The sequence below is a fragment of the Haloferax elongans ATCC BAA-1513 genome (assembly GCF_000336755.1).
Taxonomy (GTDB): Archaea; Halobacteriota; Halobacteria; order Halobacteriales; family Haloferacaceae; genus Haloferax; species Haloferax elongans.
In genome coordinates this window covers 93,358-115,622 of the sequence record NZ_AOLK01000023.1, presented here as the reverse complement: position 1 = coordinate 115,622, position 22,265 = coordinate 93,358, and the positions used below count along the sequence as shown (strand labels likewise).

Below are 22,265 nucleotides of genomic sequence, written 5' to 3'. Positions count from 1 at the left end.
CGGCGGTCGGTAGCGGGCGATTCTCTGGGTGGTCGAACTGCGGTGAGATGCTGCGGAGCGTACGGATACTGCCATTGTTCGTTGCCTCGCTTGGTGGGAGTCGGGAGTAATACTAAAAGTTAATGATTTATAATGATAATATTCGTTAATGACTTTATTCTGTGCAGTCGAATTTTAGGCCTTAATTTGGTACTTCATGACACACTAGATAATTCTGGGGCGACGGTGGCCCACGCTCCGAGTGTATATGGGACTGCAACAGTGGGCCACAGGTTCCGCGTCCACACTGCTTAATCGGGTCCACACCAGACTCCCCAGCAACGAATGAAATCGGCGATAGAGATACGCGACTTGACGAAATCCTACGGGGATGTCAGGGCGCTCGACGGCGTCGACCTCGACGTTCCCGAGGGCTCGTTTTTCGGCTTGTTGGGACCGAACGGTGCAGGAAAGACGACGTTCATCAACATCCTCGTTGGCCTCGTCCGAAAGTCGGGCGGCGAGGCACGCGTGTTCGGCCACGACGTCGAAGCCGACTACCGCGAGGCACGCGACTGTATCGGCCTCGCGCCACAGGAGTTCAACGTCGACCGCTTCTTCCCGATTCGGGAGGTTCTCGAACACAAAGCTGGCTATCACGGCATCTCACAGGCTGACGCCAAAGAGCGGGCCGACGAGGTCCTCAAGCGCGTCGGCATCCACGACAAGCGAGACACGCGATTCGACTGGCTCTCCGGCGGGATGAAGCGGCGGTTCATGCTCGCGCGAGCGCTCATCACCGACCCCGACTTGCTCATCCTCGACGAACCGACCGCCGGGGTGGACGTCCAACTCCGCCACGAACTCTGGGAGACGATTACGGACCTCAACGACCGCGGGACGACCATCCTGCTCACGACCCACTACATCGAGGAGGCAGAGCGCCTCTGTGACGAGGTCGCCATCCTCGATTCGGGGCGCGTCCTCGAAGTCGCCAGTCCCGACGAACTGATGGACCGCGGCACCGACGACATCGTGGTTCAACTCCGTGACCCGCCGACAGCGGTTCCCGACTTTGCGGCCGACGACGACCGGGTCGATGCCGTCGAACTCGATGGGTCGCGTCTCGTCGTGACGGCCCAACAGGGCGGCCTCGTGGCTCCCGACGTGGTGCAGGCCCTCGACCGCGACGCCCACGAAATCGTCGACCTCGAAATCTCTCGCACGTCGCTCGAAGAGGTGTTCGTCGAGATGACGAGACAGGACGAAGGCCGCGCGACGATGGAGGTCGAACAGTGAGCCTCACGAGTCTCGACGTGACCGGCTTTTATGCCCTCCTTCGGCGCGAAGTCCTCCGGTTCGTCCGCCGACCCCGAAACACGTTCGTCCCACCGTTTATCACCAACGTGCTGTACTTCTCGGTGTTCGGCGTCATCCTCGGCGAGCGCATCGACCAGATTGCGGGCGTTCCGTACATCCTGTTTATCCTGCCCGGTCTCATCGTCCTCGGAGCCGTCTCGAACGCCTTCGAGAACGCCTCCTTCTCCATCTTCCACGGCCGCTGGAACCGCTATATCGAAGAGGCACTCACGTCGCCGCTGTCGTATACCTCGATGGTCGGTGCGTACGTCCTCTCCAGTGCGACCCGCGGGATTCTCGTCGGCGTGCTCGTCGCACTCATCGGCGTGTTCTTCACGTCCGTCGGGGTGGCCCAACCGTTCTATCTGGTCGCCTTCATGCTCGTCATCACGCTCTTGTTCGCGGGTCTCGGCGTCATCGGCGGTCTCTGGGCGGACGACTTCGACGACCTGACGATGATGAACCAGTTCATCCTCCGGCCGTTGGTTTTCTTCGGCGGCGTCTTCTACTCGCTCAACGAGATTCCCGAAGCTTTCCGACAGGCGTCGCTCCTCAATCCCATGATTTACATGGTCAACGGCGTCCGCTACGGCTTCCTCGGCGTCACCGAAGTGGACCCGAACCTCTCTTTGGGTGTCCTCTCGGCACTCACGTTCGTCGTCGTCGCGGTGAACGTCGCTCTGTTCCGGCGTGGGTACGGCCTCACCGACTAATCGCTCGCTCCCACTGACTAACCTCCACTGGGGCCTTTGGTACCCTACCACTCGCAGACCACGAGTAACCAGTTTATTTCTACAATTTTGCCTTTACAAATGACAAGTATTTTGACAGTCGGTTTGGTAGTTTGGGTCGCTGTATGGTATCCAAATCCTCCAACGCGACGAGAAAGACGGTATACGTCCTCGCTCTCGTCGCGGCCGTCCTAGTTGGAGCATTCCTCGCCCCCATCGTTTCCGATGCGGTTGCCCCCGAACCCGACAGGGTTGCGGTCATCTCGGTCGATGGGTACATCTCCTCTAACACAGCTGACCAGCTGGAAGAGGATCTCGAAGAAGTGCGAGAGAACGAATCCATCAAGGCTGTCGTCCTAAAGGTCGACAGTCCTGGTGGCTCAGCATCCGCCTCTGAGCGGATGTACCTCGCGGTGAACCGGACTGCAAAGGAGATGCCGGTCGTCTCCAGCGTCCAAGGAATGGGCGCGTCCGGTGCGTACTACACCATGTTGCCGTCTGAGCACATCTACGCGACCCCATCGTCCATGGTCGGGAGCGTCGGTGTCCGCGGGTCGAAACCAATGCCATCTGGCGGAAACGAGATTCGAACCGGCCCAGACAAGGCATCGACGACGATGGACCAGCGTGAGGCTCAAATCGAGACCCTCAAGCGAGGCTTCGTCGGCAGTGTGATGAAACACCGCAGTGACGAGCTCACGATGTCCCGCCAGGAAGTCGCCTACGCGAAGGTCTACACTGGTGCTCGCGCGTCCCAGAACGGGTACGTCGACGACATCGGCACGCTGCAGAAGGCCATCGACCACGCGGCCAACGAAGCTGGTCTCGACAACTACGAAGTCGTCGAGAAGGAGCCAGCAAACCGCTTCGGCATCTTCCTGTTCAGTGAACGGAACGGTAACGCGACCGTTGTGGTCGAGAAGAGTCCCGTCGGATACGACGGCGTTCGAACGTCGGAGTTCCTGATGGTGTACGGTCAGGTTCAGTACGAAGATGAGGTGATTGGAAATGTCTCAGCGTAACCTCCTCGGCGGTGTGGCCGTCTTCGTGGTTGTCGTCGCCCTCATCGTGGTCGGCGCGGCCATCGTGCCGTACGCACAGGCGTTCACGAGTAGCGAAGAGCAGAATACGACTAACATTGCGAAACAGCAGTACGACGCGAGCGAACTCGTCGTCACACCCGCTCCCGACTCCGGGACGGTGACGATGGACTCGAACACCGAGTCCAAGACGGTCGTCATCGACGTCGCGCACGAAAACGACGTGAGCGAGAAGGGCATCCAGCCCCTCGTCGATGCACTCGTTGCCAACGGACACAACGTGAAGTATCTGACCCGCGACGACGCGCGGCAGAACTTCAACTCCACGCTCCGCAAGGCCGACGCGTTCGTGGTTGTCAACCCCGAACGGACCTACGAGACCAAGCAGCTCGACGCGCTTCGGAAGTTCGAAGACGCCGGCGGCCGCGTCGCCCTCATCGGTGACCCGCAGTCCGCAGAAGGCATGAGCCTCTTCGGCCTCTTCGCACCCATGCCGCGAGGTGAGTCCGGCGGTGATGCTGGACTGACCTCGGACTACGGTATCACGTTCGGGTCGTCGTCGCTGTACAACATGCACGACTACTATCTGAACCACCAGAACGTCTACGCCACGCCGCAGAGCAACAGCTCGCTGACGGACGGCGTCGACAAGGTCGTCTTCCGCGACGCTGCACCGGTCTCCCTCTCGTCTGACGCCGGTTCGGCGGTCCTCGCCACGGGCGCCCAGACGAAAATCGAGACCTCGCGTCAGTCGGGGCCGTTCACCGTCGCCGTGCAGGGTGACAACGTCGTCGCCATCGGTGACTCCGACTTCATGTCCACCCAATCGGCCTACGAGGCCGACAACGAGGTTCTCATCGGCAACCTCGCCGACTTCCTCGTCACTGGTGACAAGACCGAGGGCGCTCCGGCACCGGTCTCGACCGGCCAGAACTCCGGTCCGCCGCGCGCTCCCGCGTAAGCTCGCTCTCTGAAACACGCGCAGCCATCATTTTTCATTTTCCCGACCGCAGAGCGGACGCTCAGGCCGGACGCTGCGACGTAGGTACGATACCTCACTCGTTGCCGCCGTCAGTTGTCGCCGTGTCGAATCCGTCGCTCGCCTTGAGACGGTCGACGAGACGGTCGAGCGCCTCGGGTGGAATCGCCTCCACGTCACCCGATTGGACACCCCAGAGCGTCGCGTACAGGCCACCTCGTGCGACCAGTTCGTCGTGCGTGCCGGATTCGGCGACTCGTCCCTCGTCGAGGACGACGATGCGGTCTGCGTGTCGAACCGTCGAGAGACGGTGGGCGATGACGAGCGTGGTTCGACCTGCCGTCAATCGGTCGAGTGCGCGCTGTATGAGCAGTTCCGTCTCGGTATCGACGGCGCTCGTCGCCTCGTCGAGGACGAGAACCCGCGGGTCTTGAAGCATCGCACGGGCGATAGAGAGTCGCTGACGCTGGCCGCCCGAGAGTTTCACGCCGCGCTCGCCGATTCGGGTGTCGTAGCCGTTCGGAAGCCGCGAGACGAACTCGTGGGCTTCGGCCGCTGTCGCGGCCGCGACCATCTCGGACTCGCTCGTGGCGTCGAACGTGCCGTACACGAGGTTCTCGCGAACCGTTCCGTCGAAGAGGTAGACGTCTTGACTGACGTAGCCCAGTGCCGACCTGAGGTCCTGTATGGGGACGGTTCGAACGTCTCGTCCATCGACTCGGACCGCGCCGTCTGTCACCTCGTACAACCGCAAGAGGAGTTTCGCGGCGGTCGACTTTCCCGCACCGGTGGGGCCGACGAGTGCGACCGTTTCGCCGGGTGCGGCCGTGAACGACACGTCTTCGAGCACCTCGCGGCCGTGGGCGTAGGCGAACGAGACGCGGTCGAATTCGATTCGGCCCTCAACGTGGCCGAGAGCCGCGGTGTCGGGGTCGTCGGCGACGACTACCTCTCGGTCGGCGAGGTCGAAGATGCGTTCACCTGACGCACGGGCGTTCTCGTAGGCGTTGACGATGCGGCCCGCACCCGAGAGGGGGTCGATGAAGCGCTGGGTCATAAACAGGAACGTGACGAACTCACCGACCAGCAGGTCGCCGGTAAAGGGCCCTGGCGGGCCGAAGATGAGCCAGATACCGCCGATTGCGAAGGTCGCCGCGAACGCCACGCCTGCGAGGAGTTCCATCGACGGCTGGTAGAGGTAGTCGAGTCTGACCACGGCGAGGGCGCGCTCGTAGTAGTCCATCGACGCCTCGGCGACGCGGTCGGTCTCGTAGGCCTCGGTGGTCGAGGCTTTGATGACCTCGATTCCGGCGACGTTGTTCTCGATGCGGGTGTTGAGCGCGCCGACGCTCTCGCGGAGCGACCGGTACATCGGCCGAATCGTCTGCATGAACCAGACGGTGAAGACCGCCAAGAGGGGGACAGCCACGAGCGTCACCACCGCGAGTTGGGCGTTGAGATAGAACAGCACGCCCGCGATACCGACGACGGCGACCACGAGTTGCAGGCCACCAGAGAGCGTGCTGTCGAGGAACGTCCGGAGGTTGCGCACGTCGCTGTTGAGAATCGACAGGAGTTCGCCGGTCTGCTTGTCGTCGAAAAAGGCCATATCGAGTCGCTGGAGTGCGTCGTAGGTATCGACGCGAACGGCGTGCTGGACGCGGTTCGAATACACTGCGAGGCCGAGTCCTTGCACCCACGAGAGGCCGACACCGGCGGCGAACGCCCCAATGACGAGCCAGAAGCTCAGCCAGAACTGCCCGGCGATAGTCGATGGAATCCACCCTGCTGGAACGAGCGGGAGTCGGTACGGTGCGTTCTGGAAGAACACGGCGTCGATGGCGACGCCCAACACCAGTGCCGGAACGACGCCGACGAGCCGACCGAAGACGCTCGCTACCAGCCCGGCGACGAACCACGGGAGGTTCTCACGACCGTATTCGCTGAACAGACGGACCATCGGGTCACGTCCAGATTGGTGGCTCACTTACCGGAGGTTAGCGTCCAGTAGATATGACGTGCGCGGTGGGTTCACCCGACCGACCACCTCGCCCCCAGCACCGAGTGAACAACCCTAAGACGCTCTCGGGCCGACTCCGTCTATGCGCCAATTTATCCTCCTCGGCCACGACGCCCCGACGACACCCGAGTTCTCGCTCGACGACATCGCGGGCGGTGCGGGCCGCCTCGACGTGCTCTGTCGCTGTGTCAACTCCGCGTTCTTCCTCTCGCACGCGATTCGCGAAGACGTGCGCGTTCACCTCGTCCTCGGCGACGAGTACACCGTCCGCTTCGAGGGCTCCGAGTTGCGGCGGCTCAACCCCGACGAGCGCTCGACGGCCGCCCTGATTCGCAAGGCGCTGGAGAAACGCGACGAGGCCATCGGCCACATGCCCGCGGAGTCGTCGCCGGGCGTCTCGATTCGTCGGATGGGCTTCGAGACCACGCTGGAGGACGCCGCGCGCGACGCGACCGTGGTGGAGTTGCACGAAGATGGCGACCCGGTCGTGGACGTGGAACCCCCCGAGAATCCGCTGTTCGTGCTCTCGGACCACAACGATTTCACCGAGGCGGAAGCCGAGTTGTTGGCCGAGGCGTCGGACGAGCGGGTTCGACTCGGACCCGAGGTGCTGCACGCCGACCACTCGATTACGGTGGCGCACAATTACCTCGATACGGCGGGCTATTCGCAGTACTGAATCGGTGTGCTACACGGTCTGTCAGTTGTAGCTAATCACAACTGTTAAAGCCGACCGTGGCTTGCGTCAGAATGCGGGCCGGTGGGGTAGCTTGGTATCCTTCGGCCTTCGGGTGGCCGTAACCTCAGTTCGAATCTGAGCCGGCCCATTTGTTGCTACCCCCATTTTGCATTCGGACGTAATCGCCAGACAGCGACTGGTTCGGTAGAGCAGTTGCGCTACGCTGGGGGTTGATTTGAACTGTGTCGCAACCACGGGTTCCCACTGTCATGCGAATCTTCTGGAGCCGAACGGCTGTCGCTTGCGAACCTAGATAAAACCTCGTACCAGCCATCTTCACGAACGCACTGTCACATCCAACATCAACTATCTGATTAAATTGGCTCACTGGTGGGTGTTCTAATGAGTAGACGCCCTCGCCTCGTTTCCATGGCAGTCAGGTAAAGGAGGTCGCTCTAGCCGTTCAGGCTGCGCCGGAAGGTACTGTACGCGCGCCATAGTCGGGATGGAGTTTCCGTGGGAGTCACCGTTTTTTGTCGTCGTTATAGTCGATGATGCCATCCATCGTGACGAGATGGTTCTGCTCCAGCGAGATGTAGACTCTTTTACGTTGCGTCGAAGTTAATTCTGCTACTGTGCAGTTGTTCTCGCGTGCAGCAACTTCCTCGGCGATGGTAGATACGGTCACGGTGGCGTCTGGTGGGTGACAGCCAAGTTTTCAATCGCCCATCTTCTGCGTTCGGACGATAGGATGTCCATTGCGTCACTGTGATCGATTTCTGTGACGTGTGACTGTGATTTGTGAGTGTGATCCGAAGATGTGATGGCCGCTTTGAACCAACTGGTGAGATTCCGAACTTGCATTGTTTGGGTGTGTCTGGGGCGTGTCGCCCGCAGCATCCGAATAGCACCATGGGCGACCGCAGGCTGACCGGCTAGCGCGAGAGGTATGGTGACCCAAAAGTTCTCAACGCGTCAATGAAAACAGGCGGAGATATGGGTGATTACTCAGAGCATCTTCGTGCCGCGATTCTAGCCGGGGTTGTGCTTGCGGGAATTGCTGGATACGTTTTGTATTCGCGTGAGTATTCGGTGCAGATGGTTAGCGTCGGGAGTGCCGTGATGTTCGGGTTGGTCGTGGTGCTCGGTATCGCGCCGGATATTGACGTTTCGTCCTCGATTCCACGTCGGTATCTCGGGTATGTACTGGTTGGTTCGCTGCCGGCAGGCGCACTATACATGGTGTATACTGATCCGAGTATTGCAGTATCAGTCGGTGAGCAAGTTTTAGCGCTCGTCGGGTTGGGAGATGTACCACCGGTAGTGATTGGGTGTGGTGTCCTAGTTGTGGGTGCAGTCGGTCTGGCGAAGTCTGCTGGGTATGGGCTGGATGAATTGTCGACGCATCGGGGGCTTCTGCATAGTGTGTATTTCTGGGCTGTACTAGGAATTGTTGCTGCTGGTGCAGGGCATCTGTATCTGGATTTGCCGAGAGTGATTGCTGCCGTGATTGTTGTCGCATCGGTCGCCGGGCCAGCGGTGCATATCAAAGTCGTTGACAGGATGTAGCGTGGGTCGGGCAAGCGGGTTATCGGACAAGTTTGGGAAATGGTAGTGCTGTGTGCCTTCTGTTCAATTAGAAGCTGTGCGGTCGCACCGGGCAGACACGATTTCCGAAGGTCACAACTCGTGAATCGCTTTCGTTCAGCCGACATCACTATGAAAACCGCAGAATCCCAGTAACCGTGCCGAACGCCCTCTCTACGTTCAAAACGTGTTTTCTGACACCACTTGGATAAGTTTCAACGGTCGTGCTGAATAGAGAGCGCAAGTCGGTCAAACTGATACGTCGGAACGATAAGTGAAAATTCAGCGAACAATTTAATCTGATAAGGTTGTAGTCTGGATTATGTCAATAGACTCTCGTGACGCACTCACAATTGCTTTTAGCCTATTTGGACTCTTCGTCGGTGGATTATTCTGGGTCTTGCTAGGAGAGGCAGGATTTCCAGTCGGCCCCGGCTTTGTGTGGGGAATCGTCGGACTCATCTTGGGGGCATATGTCGGCGTCCGTGCGACCGTATCAAATGCGGATATTTGAGTAATATTCAGGACGCCAAATTGCTGCACACACCCTCTGTCTGTGTCACACCAGTTCTGTCAAGGTCAGAGGGTTTCAACAGAGCCATTCGGTTTGAAAGTGTGGATCTGGATCGTTTGAGGGAGTGCTTTTATCTGTCGTGTCACCCAACGGATGAGAAAATGGGTGCTGGAGAGAGTAGCGAAACCATACCAATGTCCCTGGAGACCGTCCAGAAACGGACGCAGTGGATTCGAGACCGAGAAATAGCAGACACGGCACTCAGATCCTTCCTCACAAACCACAACAGAAACCTACCCAACGGAGACATCGACCTTGAGGAACACGTGGCTAAAGTCCTCGACGAGGATGACTTCACTGACTTCCGGAAACAATTCCGGTTCGGAGGGAAACAGAGCCTGAACTTCTTTGTTCTCACGGGAATCTCCGACGAATTCGACAACATACCGTCTAGCGTCGTCCGAGAGTTCCCTCGAGCGGAGGAGGTTCAAGACCAGAAAGGCGAACCGTTCTTTGTTGATTCCGAGGAATTCGATGACCGGTTGTACGTCATTCTAGGCCGGTATGTATCGATGAAGACAGTCGATCCATCAACAGGCAAACCACAACGTGACCTGAAACCGGACGAGTGTGTGGCTGTCATCAACAAAAACACCGACCTGGTGCATGTACGAACTGCCGAGGTTCCGTTGGCTCGAAGAATTTGCAGGAAGATCGCGTCTTCAGTCGGGATAGACTACCACAACGAGGATGTGTTCTACAAGCCAAGCTTCGACCAAGCGTTCGTCGACGAGTTCAGCGATCAGATAGAGAAGTACGTTAATCTAAACGTCATTGTGAGTGAAGGCAACGGTCGAACAGCAAGCTCAGTTCGGTACACCTCGAAGAAAGATGAAACTGGGGAGTACATGAATTTGCTTGAGGACGGCCAAGTGCAGCAGGAGCTTAATGAAGAGGGCGGCGAGATATCGAAAGGTTACGTCAAGCTCAATGACGGCGACTTCGCGCTATACCTGAATCGGCCCCAAAGCAAAATTTGGTTCAGAAGCTACGAACGAGAAGGACGACTCAACGAGATCGAGGAGCTCATCGATGATGTTCTCAGACAAAGTGGAGGATATCCCCAACAAAAACTTCAGGGATTTGAAAACGTCCCTGAGTGAACTTAAGACCGAGAAATCCCGATTCACTCGGTCGGCTCTAGCGAAGCGTTCCGGGGTCGATGAGTCACAAGTACTTGTGTTTCTTAGTGAGCTTAGCGATGAAGGTGTGGTTGAGGCGAAGCTGAAGGTTCGGTGCCCGTACTGCCACCAAGAACATGGGACGTATTCTTCGCGTAGCGACGTACCGAGTGAGCCGATGCACTGCTTTTGTGGCGAGGAGTTCAATCCGAGCGAGAAGACGAACTGGTCGGTTGTGTATGAGTTCGTGGAGGACGTCGATTTTTTTCTGACCTCAAGCTGGAGTTCGAGACCTTCGTAGATTCCGCGAAGAGCTTGAGTCCAGAGTATTTCCAGACGAAGTTCGACGAGCTGGAGTCAATCGACGATAGTGCAACTAGAGGTCGGTACTTCGACTACTTCGTTGGGTTACTGTTCAATCAGTTGCCCGGTGTGGATGTGGTGATTGGTCGTGAGGTCGCAACAGGAGAAATTGATGTTTTTGTTGCGTGTTTAGACGCTCCGCAGTGGCTACATAGACTGGTAGGTGACGCAACACTGTTGGAGAACAAGTGGCGTGGGAAGCCGACTGGTACTGATGATATTAGCGTGTTTCACGATAAGGTCTCGATGGCGACTGCTTCGTGCAAGGTGTGCTATTTCGTCAGTATGGGTGGATTCACGTCTGAGCGAAATATTGGCGCGGAGCAGTTGATGCAATCGAAGACTGATCCGAAGATGGTTGGTTGGGTTCGAGAGGATGTTGAGCAGATGGTCAGTGATGGATCGCCGGAAGAGTTGTTGCGGTCACACCTGATGTAGGATAGGATAACTGGTGGGAAATGCCATTTCGTGCAATCTTAGATAGAGAGGTTGTTGCGCCGACCGTCGTAGAGGATGGTCAAGCTGTGCGTTGTCCCGAGTGTGGTGGAGCAATGTATCCACGCGAAGGAGAGAACGTCGCTCGTCACTTCTACCACGAGAACGTTGATATCGTTGGTGGCTGTGAGTACGCTGGAGAGTCTGATGTTCACCACCGTTGTAAAGCACTCGCGCTAGCAGCGCTGAAGGAGAAATTTGGGTCGATAGCCTGCCGATGTGGTGTCGAAGAAGACGTGGAAGTGGCGTTTACCCCTGATGGGCCTAACCGTCGGACAGCTGATGTTCTTCTCGAGTTCGATTCGAGGAACCGCTACTTTGGAACGGGACTCGTCATCGAAGTCCAGTACCGGAATAAGGACAAGGATCTCCGGAAGGTGACCTATGACTACGTCTCAGCGGACTATTCCGTCGCGTGGCTCGGCCCACAACACTTCGATGAAGAGTCTCTGAATTGGGATGTCGTCAATGAACTGTTCTCCACTTATAAACAGAGACACGACTGGCAGGGAAGGGAACCAATTGATGTGGGCCATGCGATCAGCGTTCGCCATCGCAACCCTGACACGTTGGGTAAAATCCCGGAGACGTTAGAGCAGTATCGTGAGTATCCACACCCAGGGACGGACGTGTCGGAGCACAGGTGGAGCTTTATGAAGAATCCGTGGCGGTAGTTACTGAGAGTGAGTTGATTAGCTGTGTCGTTCCTCGAAATACTCTCTTTGGTGTTCCTCGCAGAACCACTCGTCACCTGGCCCGGGGACTGCGTCTCGTTCGCAGCGGGCACATGTCTGACCTTCTGGTGGGGACTCTGCACCTCGGTCACCCATCTCAGCAGACTCTTCGATGATATTGGCTGCTACTTCTTCGGTATCATCGTCGCTCTTGTGGGTGTTGCCAGTCATCTTCACCTACTCTATAGAGTCGGAGGGAACCAATAAATCCGCGGACTAGGCGTCTCTGGGTGCTGTTTGCGGCAGTTCAAGTGATTGTGATGTGTGACTGTGATGCGGTGTTGTGATGACTAGCTTGACTCATCTGACGTGGTTGCTGAATTGTATATATAGAAGGTGTGTCTCGGGCGTCTCGCCCGCAACAACGTAATCTCGTCGCGCAGGCGACCGCAGGTTGGCCGGCTAGCCCGGAAAGCAACGACAATCGTCTAGCCTCGTTGTGAGTGGGGGTTAGCATCAGCACCGGTGCGATATGTGGGCATTACAACCGAATTAGACCGTGCTACAAGGGCAAATGGTCACCACATCTATGCCAACTACGACTCAAGACATGTGACTTATTACAGACTTCCTGAGGAAACTGTGTCAAGATATTATTGAAAACATAATCCCTATCTGTAGATACTTGGATGGATTATTCATGGAAAATATAGATCCCGAAAGTGTCCTCTCCACGGTTCGGTTGATCGATCCTGATTCTTTTGAACAGCTCATATCTGACATCTGGGAATACATAGGGTACAATACGGAAGTTACAGCATCTGTTGGTGACAAAGGAATTGACATTGTTGCTACTCGTGATTTTCCATACGAGGAAACTATTCTAATACAAGCCAAAAGATATGGTGCTGGTTCTACCCTTTCAGGGCCAGAAATGCAGAAGTATGGACGCCTTAGTGGGAAAGATGGCGTTGATACAGTATTAGTGATTAGCACAGGAGGATTTACCAAACAAGCACGGGAGATCGCAGAGGAAGAGGAAATAAAATGTATTGGTGGCAATACCTTGGCTAACTTGGTTCTAAGAGAGGGCCTCGTTGACCTCGTGGAATCATATGCTGAGGGAGACAGCGTACAAACACCAAAACAAAAGCGATCGCCTGATAGTCCAGATACTAAAGAATCTGAACAAAGTTTTGTCGTTGGTGAAGGTGACTGCTTGGAAATAGAGGTGGTTGGATTCGATAATCGATATATTGAGTTTGAAGACCGTGATGAAAATATACATGAAGAGAGGAAATACACTGTAATCTGCATGTATGTCCGGAACAAAACAGATTACGAGTGGAATTTCTTTGGATATAATCACTTGGCAGTAACCGCATCAGATGGGTTTTCTTATGATAATCATCAAGATAATTCTTGGTCAAGTCGGTCTGGTCAATATACACCGTGGAATAATGGCAAGAACCACGATATCAAACCAAATTCCAAATCAAGAATAGTTGTTATCTATAAAACATGGTTTGATCCGGAGAAGATAGAGTACACAACCAAACTACTCCACTCCCATGGAGATGACAACCAGAGTGACGGTAAAGAAAGAATCACAATACACATGGACGAATCGATTCGAGAGAAGCTCAATTCTCTCCCAGAAAGCCTACCAATTGATCAAATTTGTTTGAACTGAGTTGCTAGCCGGTCATCAAAAGGGTGGTTCGAGGTCAGTCATTGCCTCTTTCGAAGATTGAGCATCCAGGGATTACTTGCAAGCCTGTTACGTCGCAGGCTCGACCCGGTTGTTATTGTCGTTAGAAGGTGTACACTGCCGTTAATGACGATAGATGAATTTTCATCTGCGTTGAACCGCGCGGATGGACTGATGTGCTGGTGTTGCGACGGAGTCAGATTGATCACATCGGGGAGGACGAATTGTTGTTGATTGAGCGACTGAACCGGGAAAACATCCCGGCTAGTGAAATCTCAGAGAGGAAGTTGGAGTGGTTGACTGAGCTTGACGTGGCCAGGTCGAGAGTGGCATGGTTTCTTCCAAGCACGAAGTCGTCGTGATCGAACCGATTGTTTACCCTGGCGATGATGAGTAGCTGTTAGTGTACTTGAGAACTGGATTGTTTTCTGGTAATGAATGTGCGTCCGTGAGGGGTCAGCGTAGCGGTCGGGTCTTCACAGGTACTACAGGAAACACACTTATTCACCCCTGTTTCTTCGTCTGACATATGCCTGGAATCGAACACGGGTACGACCGGGGTATCTCAATGGTCGTCGGGGCACTGGTTGTAGCAGTTTTCATCGGAGAAGTTGTCCCCCGTCTCGTCGAGGCTGGTTTGCTTCCTCGAGGACTGTTTTCTGGCATTATCGTTGTCTCGATTGTCAGCATCGTAATGACCGTTGATGCGTCAAGATACTGGTCTTTTGGCTATCTCGCAGGGTTCGTCATCGGCGTTTTCTTGGCACTCCCGATGCTCTCTCAGACGGACTTCATTGGGCTCACTGACTGGATTATCTATGCCGGTGCAGCTCTTGGAGCAGTCGTTCTTCGAATCAAAATTCACAGTTCAAGCTTCTAAACGACCTAAAAACCAAAACTGCGACCAAACCCAGCGCCACACAGCTATCAACGCTCTCCCCCCCGAAACAGATTAATCACGAGCACTATCCCTATTCTCATAACTCTCCTCTCCGAAGTTAGCCAGAAAACGGTATGGAGAGCGTTTTCCGACGGGACAAAAACACGACGGAGTACACAGCATTGCCTACTGGCAGATCGGGCTATCCGGCTAGCACAAAGTGGGAGCGACACTATCACTTGTAATCTCGGGGATCGGGTTCTATTGAGGTTTGTTCCACCCAATAAACGGGGTATGCACAAACAAGCGAAGCCAGGAAGGCTAACTATTCGGCTCAAGGTTGTCGACTCGGTTTGATGGCCAGTCTCGGCCCGAAATCCGTCTTTCTGATTGTCCGAAACATTAAAACCCGAGCTGAAAACGTCGTACTCTTGAGTAATCTTTTCTATGTTGGTCTATGTTGGTAGCAATATAATGTCATCTAAAGGTCTGAACATCACCGCCATTGAGGATACAGTAAGTTCTGTTCTTTCCCGTGACAAGCACCGATTTCAAGTCCCTGAATACCAGCGTGCATATGCTTGGCAGGAAGACCAGTTAGAGGCTTTCTGGAACGACCTGATGTCGGTGAACGAGGGTGAAGTAGAGACTCACTTCCTCGGTTCTATCGTCGTCGTGAAGGAGGACAAGGGCCTCGACGAACTCGCGGTTCTCCAAATCGTGGACGGGCAACAGCGACTGGCGACGATTTCTGTGCTCCTCTGCATTATCCGACAGAGATTGCGGAAAGATGCTGACAAACTCGATACCGAATCAGACCCAGCCGAGGGAATCGACCGCAACTACCTGTGGGAGGAGGACGAGGACTTCGTCGAGCAGCCGAATCTCACGATGAGTACGTTCGACGATGAGGAGTACACGCAGCTGCTGAACGGGCGATTACCGGCGAACGATGACAGCCAACTCGTTGAGTCGGCAGAGTTTTTCCACGAGAAGATCGCCACCAAAGGAGTTGAAGAGGTGAACGAGATTCGGAAGCGGCTCGTGAACTCGATGACCCTGGTCACCATCGAGTGCGACAGTGAGGGATCTGCGTTCAAGCTCTTTGAGACCCTGAACAACCGGGGACTGGAACTGAGTGCGGTCGACCTCATGAAGAACTACCTGTTCAAAACTGCCCACGAGGCACCACGTCAGAAGATCAACTACGAACTGGTGCGGAGGGACTGGGAAGACATAATCAAGATCATCAAACCAGAATTGACGAAACATGGACGATTCTTCAGGCACTACATTATGTCAACTGAAGAACCAGACGTAACCGACCCAATTTCCAGTTACAAGCTATACGACCGCTTTTGCGAGGTTCTCGACAAGGAGATTCCGGCATCCAACACCACCGTCGAAGACTATGTAGCCGATATGAAGGAGAAGGCGTCCCTATACGTTGACATCGTTCAGGCTGACACCGACCTTTTCGGCCAAAAGGGTAACCGTGCCATCAACCAGAAGCTCGAGAACCTGAACACGCTCGGTATCACGCAGGAACGGACACTCCTTCTCCGCTTGTTCACCGAGATTGACAACCCCAACCGCCTGATGCGGGCGTTGAAGATTCTTGAATCGTTCGTGTTCCGCTGGCGGATGACCGGGCAACAAACTGGGACGGACGTGGACGAGATCCACGCCACTCTCTGCTCCACAATCTTCAACGACCCCGAACCAATCGAACGACTTCGGGAGCGTCTATCTTCCATTGCTCCCGATGACCCCGAGGTGCGGCTAGCCATCCGCACTGAGAGCTTCACCCGGAACGCCCGAACCAGGTACATCCTCACTCGGATGGAAAACGAGTACTACTCGTCTGGAAACAAGCGAGTCGACCCCAGCACAATCGACATCGAACACATCGCACCGCGGAAGGCATTCTCGGCGAAAAAGTACAGCACGTGGCCGGCTTATCTAAATATGTCACCGGAAGAATTCGAGGAATACTCGGACAAGATTGGTAACCTCACTATTCTTGATGAGCGCGTGAACGCCCGTGCGCAGGACAATCCATTTGACCAAAAAAAGAAGGAGTACGCGTCTTCGGACTACGAAATGACGAAGGTTGTGTGCGAGCATGATGAATGGGGCGCCAGCGAGATTGACAAGCGAACGGAGACACTAGCGAACGCCTGCCCCAACATCTGGAACTTCGACATTTGATGCCCTCCGTCGTGTAGGTCGGAGCAAATTCTCTTTTTAGAGGACGTTGCTGCCCTTTACTAACCGAGATAGGCGGTACCTCGAGATTGGTGACCTAAGACTGCGAACTGTGGTTGTGGATGCAGTTCTGACCCCGGCTTCGTCGAAGACGATGCTGGTGGTTGTTAAGCTGAGGTGTGCTTTCAAAGTGATTACTGTCTCAACAAGCCAGATTTCCTAATTTGCAGCTCTTGCCGATGCCCATACCTTTGAGCACTCCTCAACACCGAATCGACGAAATCTTCAAACTCCCGGGGTTCTGGCCTCCAAATCGACTTACGGATGTTGATTCGTCCTGAGTACTGACTCAATATCGGCAGAGAGGCGTCGATAAAGTTCTGCATCTGGGGATAGAGCAAACCTCCCTTGGTCTAAGCGACGGATTTGTGTGTTTAGTTCTTGGAGGAATTCCATATACTCATCACTCGGTGCGCTACCATTCATACCGTCACTGAGGATATGCTTATGTAGAGTTGCAAAATACATCTGACTATCCCTGTGGGGTGTTTTCCCTAATTCAATATACGCTAAGACAAGGTTCCTCACTACGTCGTTTTTGAATTGATCCGGGATCGTGTCTGTGAGCAGAATCGCTTTCTGAGCACGCACAAAACTCCACACTCCGTTCTTCAATACGTCCTGTTCGTGCTCGGTATTCACCCGCCTGATTCCCATCTGGATTCCTGGATTAGGTTGGGCAGGTAAAGTGACTAGACCTCGATAGACAGCGATTGTGTGCTTCAACAAGTAGCCATATGCATTTGGAAACTCCTCCGTCGGGTCAGCAGATGTCCCAAGTTGGAAATTTGAACAAATCTCTTCAACAACCTCCGCCAGAAAATGCAGGAAAATGTGACGTGAAGTTCCTTGCCGGAGAGCCTGAGATGCGAATAAATCGAAGAGTTCGATACCGACAAGGATTGGATCATGCGACGGTTGGTCTGGCCCGTTAAGTGAGAAATCTTCCGGACGGCCAATGTACTCATCATTCAGTCGTTCAGCCTGAGTACGGAGGAACGATTTGGTACTCTCGCGAATTGGATTCCAAATCTGCAATTCAACAGCGATATTGACGTCATCAAAGAGAGAGTACAACAACTGACTTGAGTCCGGAATCTTTCGGTTTCCATGCCTCCCATCTATCCCTTCAACCTCGTGATAGAGAAGACTCATCGGGTCTTTGTGAAGGGCTTTCAGGTATTCACGAGCAAACACTTCCCGGTTTAGCGTGGAGTTAGAATCTATAATTATCTGAGTTGTCAGAGAAGGATTCAGCTCACTGTGGTGTTCCATGAAATTCTTCGCAGTCAGCACTTCTTTTGCCGCCTCACGACTATGCAAGGGCCGAGATTCGGTCTCTTTCGATAGGAGTTGTGTGTAGTTGTCCTCTAACAACGAAGAAAGTGTATTGAACTGCTGAGTTGCGAAAAGATTGCGAATTCGAGTTTCAAGCGCACTATCGTTGTGAACGGGAACTGACTTCCGCAAAAATATTGTAGCAGTGTATACTGAAAGTGTCGTTACGATTGCAACTTGAGTGCCACCAACCCAAAATCTTGCCGGGAGGCAGAAAGAATCACAGTACCAAGAGAATGCGGGAGATGCTGTTTCTAAGTAAAGATCAACAATGTAGAGCAATATGATCCCAACGCCACTTGCTCCGAATACCCACTTCATTGATGAAGGGAAGGCAAATTGGATTCGCAACTGACGGTGACTTGGCAGGACAGAGTAGAATGTCACAACCGCAGCAAGTATAGTAAAAACGAATAATTCAGCCATACAGGAAGGCAATCGTCGATACTAGTATTTGTTCCGGTGGGGCGGTCAATGGATCTGGAATTCCAATAGTGGTTTAGTGGTGATTTGGGCTCACGGGATTAGAATCACCTGAACAGTCGTCGTTCCCGGTAACCGAACCGAGAAGAGAGATTCGAAGATGACCTAGGAAGAATTGTACAATATTAGAGTCCACCAGATAGCGTTGTGAATTATTGGTGGTGTGAATCCACCGAGACTATCTCGCCCAGCAGCGGTGGCGGTCGCGTAGTGGTATCGCGCGCGACGTTGGCCAGTGACGTGAGACTGTGATCTGGAAGTGTGAGGTGTGGCAGTGAACCGAGACTGTGACTTGATGGAGTCACACGTGACTGTGATGTGTGCGTATGAATTGGGGCTGTGTCCTGTTCAATGATGAAGCGAGGTGTACGGTTCCATTTCGAGAACGGAGTCCACATTTCGACCACGGTGTTTCTCTGGCAGTGGCGAAACGAGGTGCGTGCAACGACCACCGGTGAACGGCGAGTACTAGCCGGCTAAATCGGCTGTAGGATTCGTCTCCCCTATAGAACCATGTGAAGCAACCCCCAACGAGGCGTAGCCTTGCAGACCTCGGCGAGCGCGACGACTGTCTCTGTTTTTCGTGCCCGTGGAAGTCTTGTGCGATAAAACCCTATCCATAGGCATGACCAACAGGGACAATCCCCACAACGAACTCCAAGAAGGCATCGACGCTACGAAACGTCGAGATATGGCTGGGAAGGAAGACGTTGTGGACGGCATCAAAGACGGAGACCCCGATATCCTGACGCTTCGAGTCGAACAAATCGACCATATGACGATCGCGGATGTCAATCTCATTCAGCAGTTAGCAGAGGAGGATGTGCCGGTGGAATCAATTCCTGAGCGCACGTTGGAATGGCTAATCGAACTGGGCGTGATTGCTGTCGGTGGCGATTACGCGCGTCTGAAATCGGATGGTGTGGTGTTCGAACCGCTTGTCAGCCCCGACGAAGTGATTTTACCAAAGGCGTATCGGTGCCGCCCTGACTCTGAGCGCTACGGAGGCTATGACAAGGAGGAAGAATTGGAGGGCGTTGAGTTGCCTCCAGACCGGGAGCCGCGTACGCCGGACGACGAGAACTGACTGTCTTACCACTCCGATGAGAGGCGGTCTTCCGCTTCGGGAATTACCAGAGATTGGCGGACGCTCGCCCCAATACGAACGCAAGAATAACCGCCGCAACCAGCAAAGCAGCACCGACGCGAGAGGAAGGAGTCACGAAACCAATCAGTCCTGATGTTCCGAACAGTATCATCGACACCCCAATCATCACTATCGACACTTGCCAGGGGCCGATGTCAGCCATGTCGACCGGTGAATTGCTCCGTTGCATGATCCGAGCAGAACAGTTCGTCAGTCTCTGGGTCGCACCACGCTGCATCTGTACCACAACGACTGCACACCCCGTCAACCGTCGTGACAGCCCCGGTATCACCCATTTCGATGGACTCTTCCATAATTTCACGAGCTTCTTTCTCGGTCATCCCGGTCATAGTGAGATATGGGCTCAAAATGTTAAAAACGTGTATAGGGGTGTGGGTGTGATGCGTGACTGTGACTTGTCGCTGTGAGGTGTGAGTGTGATGGCGACCACGTTAAACTGTGGCACGGCAAGTTCCAATCATCAATGTCTTAGTCACGTCGACAACTACTAATCGGCACCCGACGCTGGTGAATAACTATAAAAACTCCCGTGTACTTCACAATCACATATATAAACAAATGTCTGAGGAATCGACGCTAATAGATGCCATTTTCCAAGGTGGAGACGCTATCTATGCTCAATTCGAACCAGCAGACAGCGACATTGAGGCTCGCCTCAATGACTGGACATCATATCATGGTCTCGACCGAACGGAAAAACCGCTATTGACCGTTGCGCGCCAAGCTGCATTCAACGTCCTGCTTAAAAGCACACTCTACTCCCAATACCGACTTGACGGCTATGAATTAAAAAGCCTCAACGAAGACAACGACATTCGCGAGTGTTTTGCGGAGGCAAAATCCATCATCGGCAATAACGCGTTCAAAGAGTGCATCCTCGACGAGGTAGCATTCACCGCTGATACAGATACACTACGAGAGATTATCGAACTACGTCAACTGCTCGTCGATGCAGACGATCCAGCCGAAACAATCGGATGGTTGTTTGAATCTATCATCCTACAGGAATCCCGACGGAAGCTCGGCCAGTTTCGCACACCAGAACACGTCGCCGAGGTGCTATCCAACTGGGCAATAACCAGTGCTGATGACACCGTATTTGACCCCGGAATGGGTGCAGGCGCACTGACAGCGAGAGCGTATAAACGGAAACAAAGCCACTGTGGCAAAAGCAGTGTTCGCGAGATGTATGGTGTGGACGTCAATCCGCTTGCAGTGGTGATGTCTACTACCGCAATCAAACTCATCAACGGAGATGGAACTCCGAATTTCTACCATCGCGACTTTCTCGAAATCGACTTGCCCGAATCGAAAGGACACATTAGCAAGCCCTCTCCGTCAGTACCTGAGAAAATGGATTCGCTTGTCTCTAACCCTCCATACTCTCGCCACCACGAACTGAGTCAAGAAGACAAGGCCTGGATTAAAAAGAAAGTCCAAGAGGAAGCTGGCGGTCTCTCACTGTCAGGGCAGTCGCCCATGTATCTCTACTTCTACATCCACGCAACACAATTCCTGAAGCAAGGGGGACGAATGGCATTCCTAACACCGTCAGAGTTTCTCGAGACGAACTACGGCACCCCGCTCAAGGAGTATCTTCTGGACAATTTCAATATCAACGCTGTCATCCTCCACGACCACGACTCACTCACTTTCGAGGATGTCCACACCACATCTTGTATTACCCTGCTCGAACGTCAGGACAACCCCAATGAGAAGAACCACACACGCTTCATCGAACTTGACAAATGGCCGGACGCAGATGACCTTGTGAACGTAATCGAAACAGGCGCATCAGAATGCGACTTCGGAACCGTCTGGGTCACCGAACAGGGTCAGCTAGACCCAGATGAGAAGTGGACAAAGTACTTCGATCCAGATCCTGTCACACGCTTCCCAGATCTCAAACCACTCAGTGATATCGGCAGTCTAAAGCGCGGCATTGCTACAGGGAATAATGATTACTTCTGTCTGACTGACAAACAGGTTGAAAAGTGGGACATCGACGATCAATATCTCTCTCCGCTCATCCGTAATGCAACCAGCGTAGAACACTATGACTGTACACAACTGGATTTCGACGAGTGGCGAAAAAAGAACAAAGAAACGTGGTTGTTGTACCACGTCAATGGCGAGACGAGTTCACTCGGTGGAGACGGCGTACGTGAGTATCTGAAATCTGGCCTCAAACAGGGAGCAGACGAGAGTTACCTTGCCCAATCTAGAGCGGTCTGGTACCGTGTAGACCGCCGTGAGCCCGCTGACGTTTGGGCAACATACATGACTCAGAGTGGATTTCGATTCATCCACAACAAAACCGACGCTCGGAACCTCAATAACCTCCACAGTATCTATTTCGAAGATTACTCAGACCGACAAATACGTGCGATTTGTGCGTATCTCAACAGCAATATTGTTGACCAGATCGTGGCACAGAGTGGCCGGACGTACGCGCAGGGCTTGCAAAAAATCGAGCCGAATGAGCTTAAGCAGATTCCAGTCATCGACCCGAACGAACTAACCAACACACAGGTGTCCCAATTAGCTGAATTATTCGACCAATTGTGTAAGGCTGCTCGGACGGAGGACGAAGACGAGACCACAGTAATGGCTGAGATTGATGAGTACCTGAGCCAGATACTGAACAGTCATAAAGAAGAAGTGTCACGTGTGCAGTCGTCTGTGGATTGAATTCAATAAGAAACGAACGTCATTATCTAATTCGCAGTCTCCTCGATGGGTTTTCTTTCCACTGAGAGCTTAATGCCGTCTTTGGCAGGTACTGATTTATCCGCGTGTGCGTGACTATTGGCCCA

Annotated in this window: 17 protein-coding genes and 1 tRNA gene; 15 read left to right on the top strand and 3 right to left on the bottom strand. The window is 53.9% G+C overall.

The window, feature by feature from the left end; genetic code table 11:
* Positions 1-324 precede the first annotated feature (324 nt).
* From C453_RS17160 to C453_RS17145, 4 genes are all read left to right on the top strand, one after another.
* Positions 325-1,278 (top strand): ABC transporter ATP-binding protein, encoded by a 954-nt coding sequence (locus C453_RS17160; protein WP_008326469.1) that lies wholly within the window; start codon positions 325-327, stop codon positions 1,276-1,278.
* On the top strand, positions 1,275-2,051 hold the full coding sequence (locus tag C453_RS17155) for an ABC transporter permease (protein ID WP_008326468.1): 777 nt from the start codon (positions 1,275-1,277) through the stop codon (positions 2,049-2,051). The genes C453_RS17160 and C453_RS17155 overlap by 4 nt, the downstream gene beginning before the upstream one ends.
* Before the next feature lie 143 nt (positions 2,052-2,194).
* Entirely contained in the window at positions 2,195-3,091 is an 897-nt protein-coding gene (locus tag C453_RS17150; protein WP_008326467.1) for a S49 family peptidase, read from the top strand.
* Positions 3,078-4,070 (top strand): DUF4350 domain-containing protein, encoded by a 993-nt coding sequence (locus C453_RS17145; protein ID WP_008326466.1) that lies wholly within the window; start codon positions 3,078-3,080, stop codon positions 4,068-4,070. Before C453_RS17150 ends, C453_RS17145 begins: the two co-directional genes overlap by 14 nt.
* 94 nt (positions 4,071-4,164) lie before the next feature.
* On the opposite strand, the gene C453_RS17140 is transcribed toward C453_RS17145, so the two are convergent.
* Positions 4,165-6,048: an ABC transporter ATP-binding protein gene (locus C453_RS17140; protein WP_008326465.1), complete on the bottom strand. Its 1,884-nt coding sequence runs from the start codon at positions 6,046-6,048 to the stop codon at positions 4,165-4,167.
* A 142-nt stretch (positions 6,049-6,190) separates the two neighbouring features.
* Between C453_RS17140 and trmY the strand changes: the two genes are divergently transcribed.
* Positions 6,191-6,787 carry a tRNA (pseudouridine(54)-N(1))-methyltransferase TrmY gene (gene trmY / locus C453_RS17135; RefSeq protein ID WP_008326464.1) on the top strand — a complete coding sequence of 199 codons (597 nt, stop codon included), beginning with the start codon at positions 6,191-6,193 and terminating at the stop codon, positions 6,785-6,787.
* Between the two features lie 75 nt (positions 6,788-6,862).
* Positions 6,863-6,935, top strand: a tRNA-Pro gene (locus C453_RS17130).
* A 375-nt stretch (positions 6,936-7,310) separates the two neighbouring features.
* Here C453_RS17130 and C453_RS21145 read toward each other — a convergent pair.
* Entirely contained in the window at positions 7,311-7,475 is a 165-nt protein-coding gene (locus C453_RS21145) for a DUF7344 domain-containing protein (RefSeq protein WP_449404894.1), read from the bottom strand.
* A gap of 308 nt (positions 7,476-7,783) precedes the next feature.
* Between C453_RS21145 and C453_RS17125 the strand changes: the two genes are divergently transcribed.
* The 7 genes from C453_RS17125 to C453_RS17090 all read left to right on the top strand — a co-directional run bounded on the left by C453_RS17125 (position 7,784) and on the right by C453_RS17090 (position 16,403).
* Positions 7,784-8,356 (top strand): metal-dependent hydrolase, encoded by a 573-nt coding sequence (locus tag C453_RS17125; protein ID WP_008326463.1) that lies wholly within the window; start codon positions 7,784-7,786, stop codon positions 8,354-8,356.
* Between the two features lie 693 nt (positions 8,357-9,049).
* On the top strand, positions 9,050-10,051 hold the full coding sequence (locus tag C453_RS17120; protein WP_008326462.1) for a hypothetical protein: 1,002 nt from the start codon (positions 9,050-9,052) through the stop codon (positions 10,049-10,051).
* Positions 10,052-10,384: 333 nt separating this feature from the next.
* On the top strand, positions 10,385-10,870 hold the full coding sequence (locus tag C453_RS17115; protein WP_008326461.1) for a hypothetical protein: 486 nt from the start codon (positions 10,385-10,387) through the stop codon (positions 10,868-10,870).
* Between the two features lie 113 nt (positions 10,871-10,983).
* The gene (locus tag C453_RS17110) at positions 10,984-11,601 is read left to right on the top strand and encodes a hypothetical protein (protein WP_008326460.1); all 618 of its coding nucleotides are present in this window, start codon (positions 10,984-10,986) and stop codon (positions 11,599-11,601) included.
* 700 nt (positions 11,602-12,301) lie between these two features.
* Positions 12,302-13,294, top strand: a complete 993-nt coding sequence (locus tag C453_RS19680; protein ID WP_008326458.1) for a restriction endonuclease — start codon at positions 12,302-12,304, stop codon at positions 13,292-13,294.
* A gap of 547 nt (positions 13,295-13,841) precedes the next feature.
* Positions 13,842-14,192, top strand: coding sequence for a hypothetical protein (locus tag C453_RS17095; protein WP_008326456.1), 351 nt, complete (start codon positions 13,842-13,844; stop codon positions 14,190-14,192).
* A 474-nt stretch (positions 14,193-14,666) separates the two neighbouring features.
* Positions 14,667-16,403 carry a DUF262 domain-containing protein gene (locus tag C453_RS17090; RefSeq protein ID WP_152418092.1) on the top strand — a complete coding sequence of 579 codons (1,737 nt, stop codon included), beginning with the start codon at positions 14,667-14,669 and terminating at the stop codon, positions 16,401-16,403.
* Positions 16,404-16,718: 315 nt separating this feature from the next.
* Here C453_RS17090 and C453_RS17085 read toward each other — a convergent pair whose 3' ends face one another.
* Entirely contained in the window at positions 16,719-18,224 is a 1,506-nt protein-coding gene (locus C453_RS17085) for a hypothetical protein (protein ID WP_152418091.1), read from the bottom strand.
* A gap of 682 nt (positions 18,225-18,906) precedes the next feature.
* Between C453_RS17085 and C453_RS17080 the strand changes: the two genes are divergently transcribed.
* Positions 18,907-19,368: a hypothetical protein gene (locus C453_RS17080; protein WP_049907841.1), complete on the top strand. Its 462-nt coding sequence runs from the start codon at positions 18,907-18,909 to the stop codon at positions 19,366-19,368.
* Positions 19,369-20,007: 639 nt separating this feature from the next.
* Positions 20,008-22,140 carry an N-6 DNA methylase gene (locus C453_RS17070; protein ID WP_008326452.1) on the top strand — a complete coding sequence of 711 codons (2,133 nt, stop codon included), beginning with the start codon at positions 20,008-20,010 and terminating at the stop codon, positions 22,138-22,140.
* The last annotated feature ends 125 nt before the right edge of the window (positions 22,141-22,265 follow it).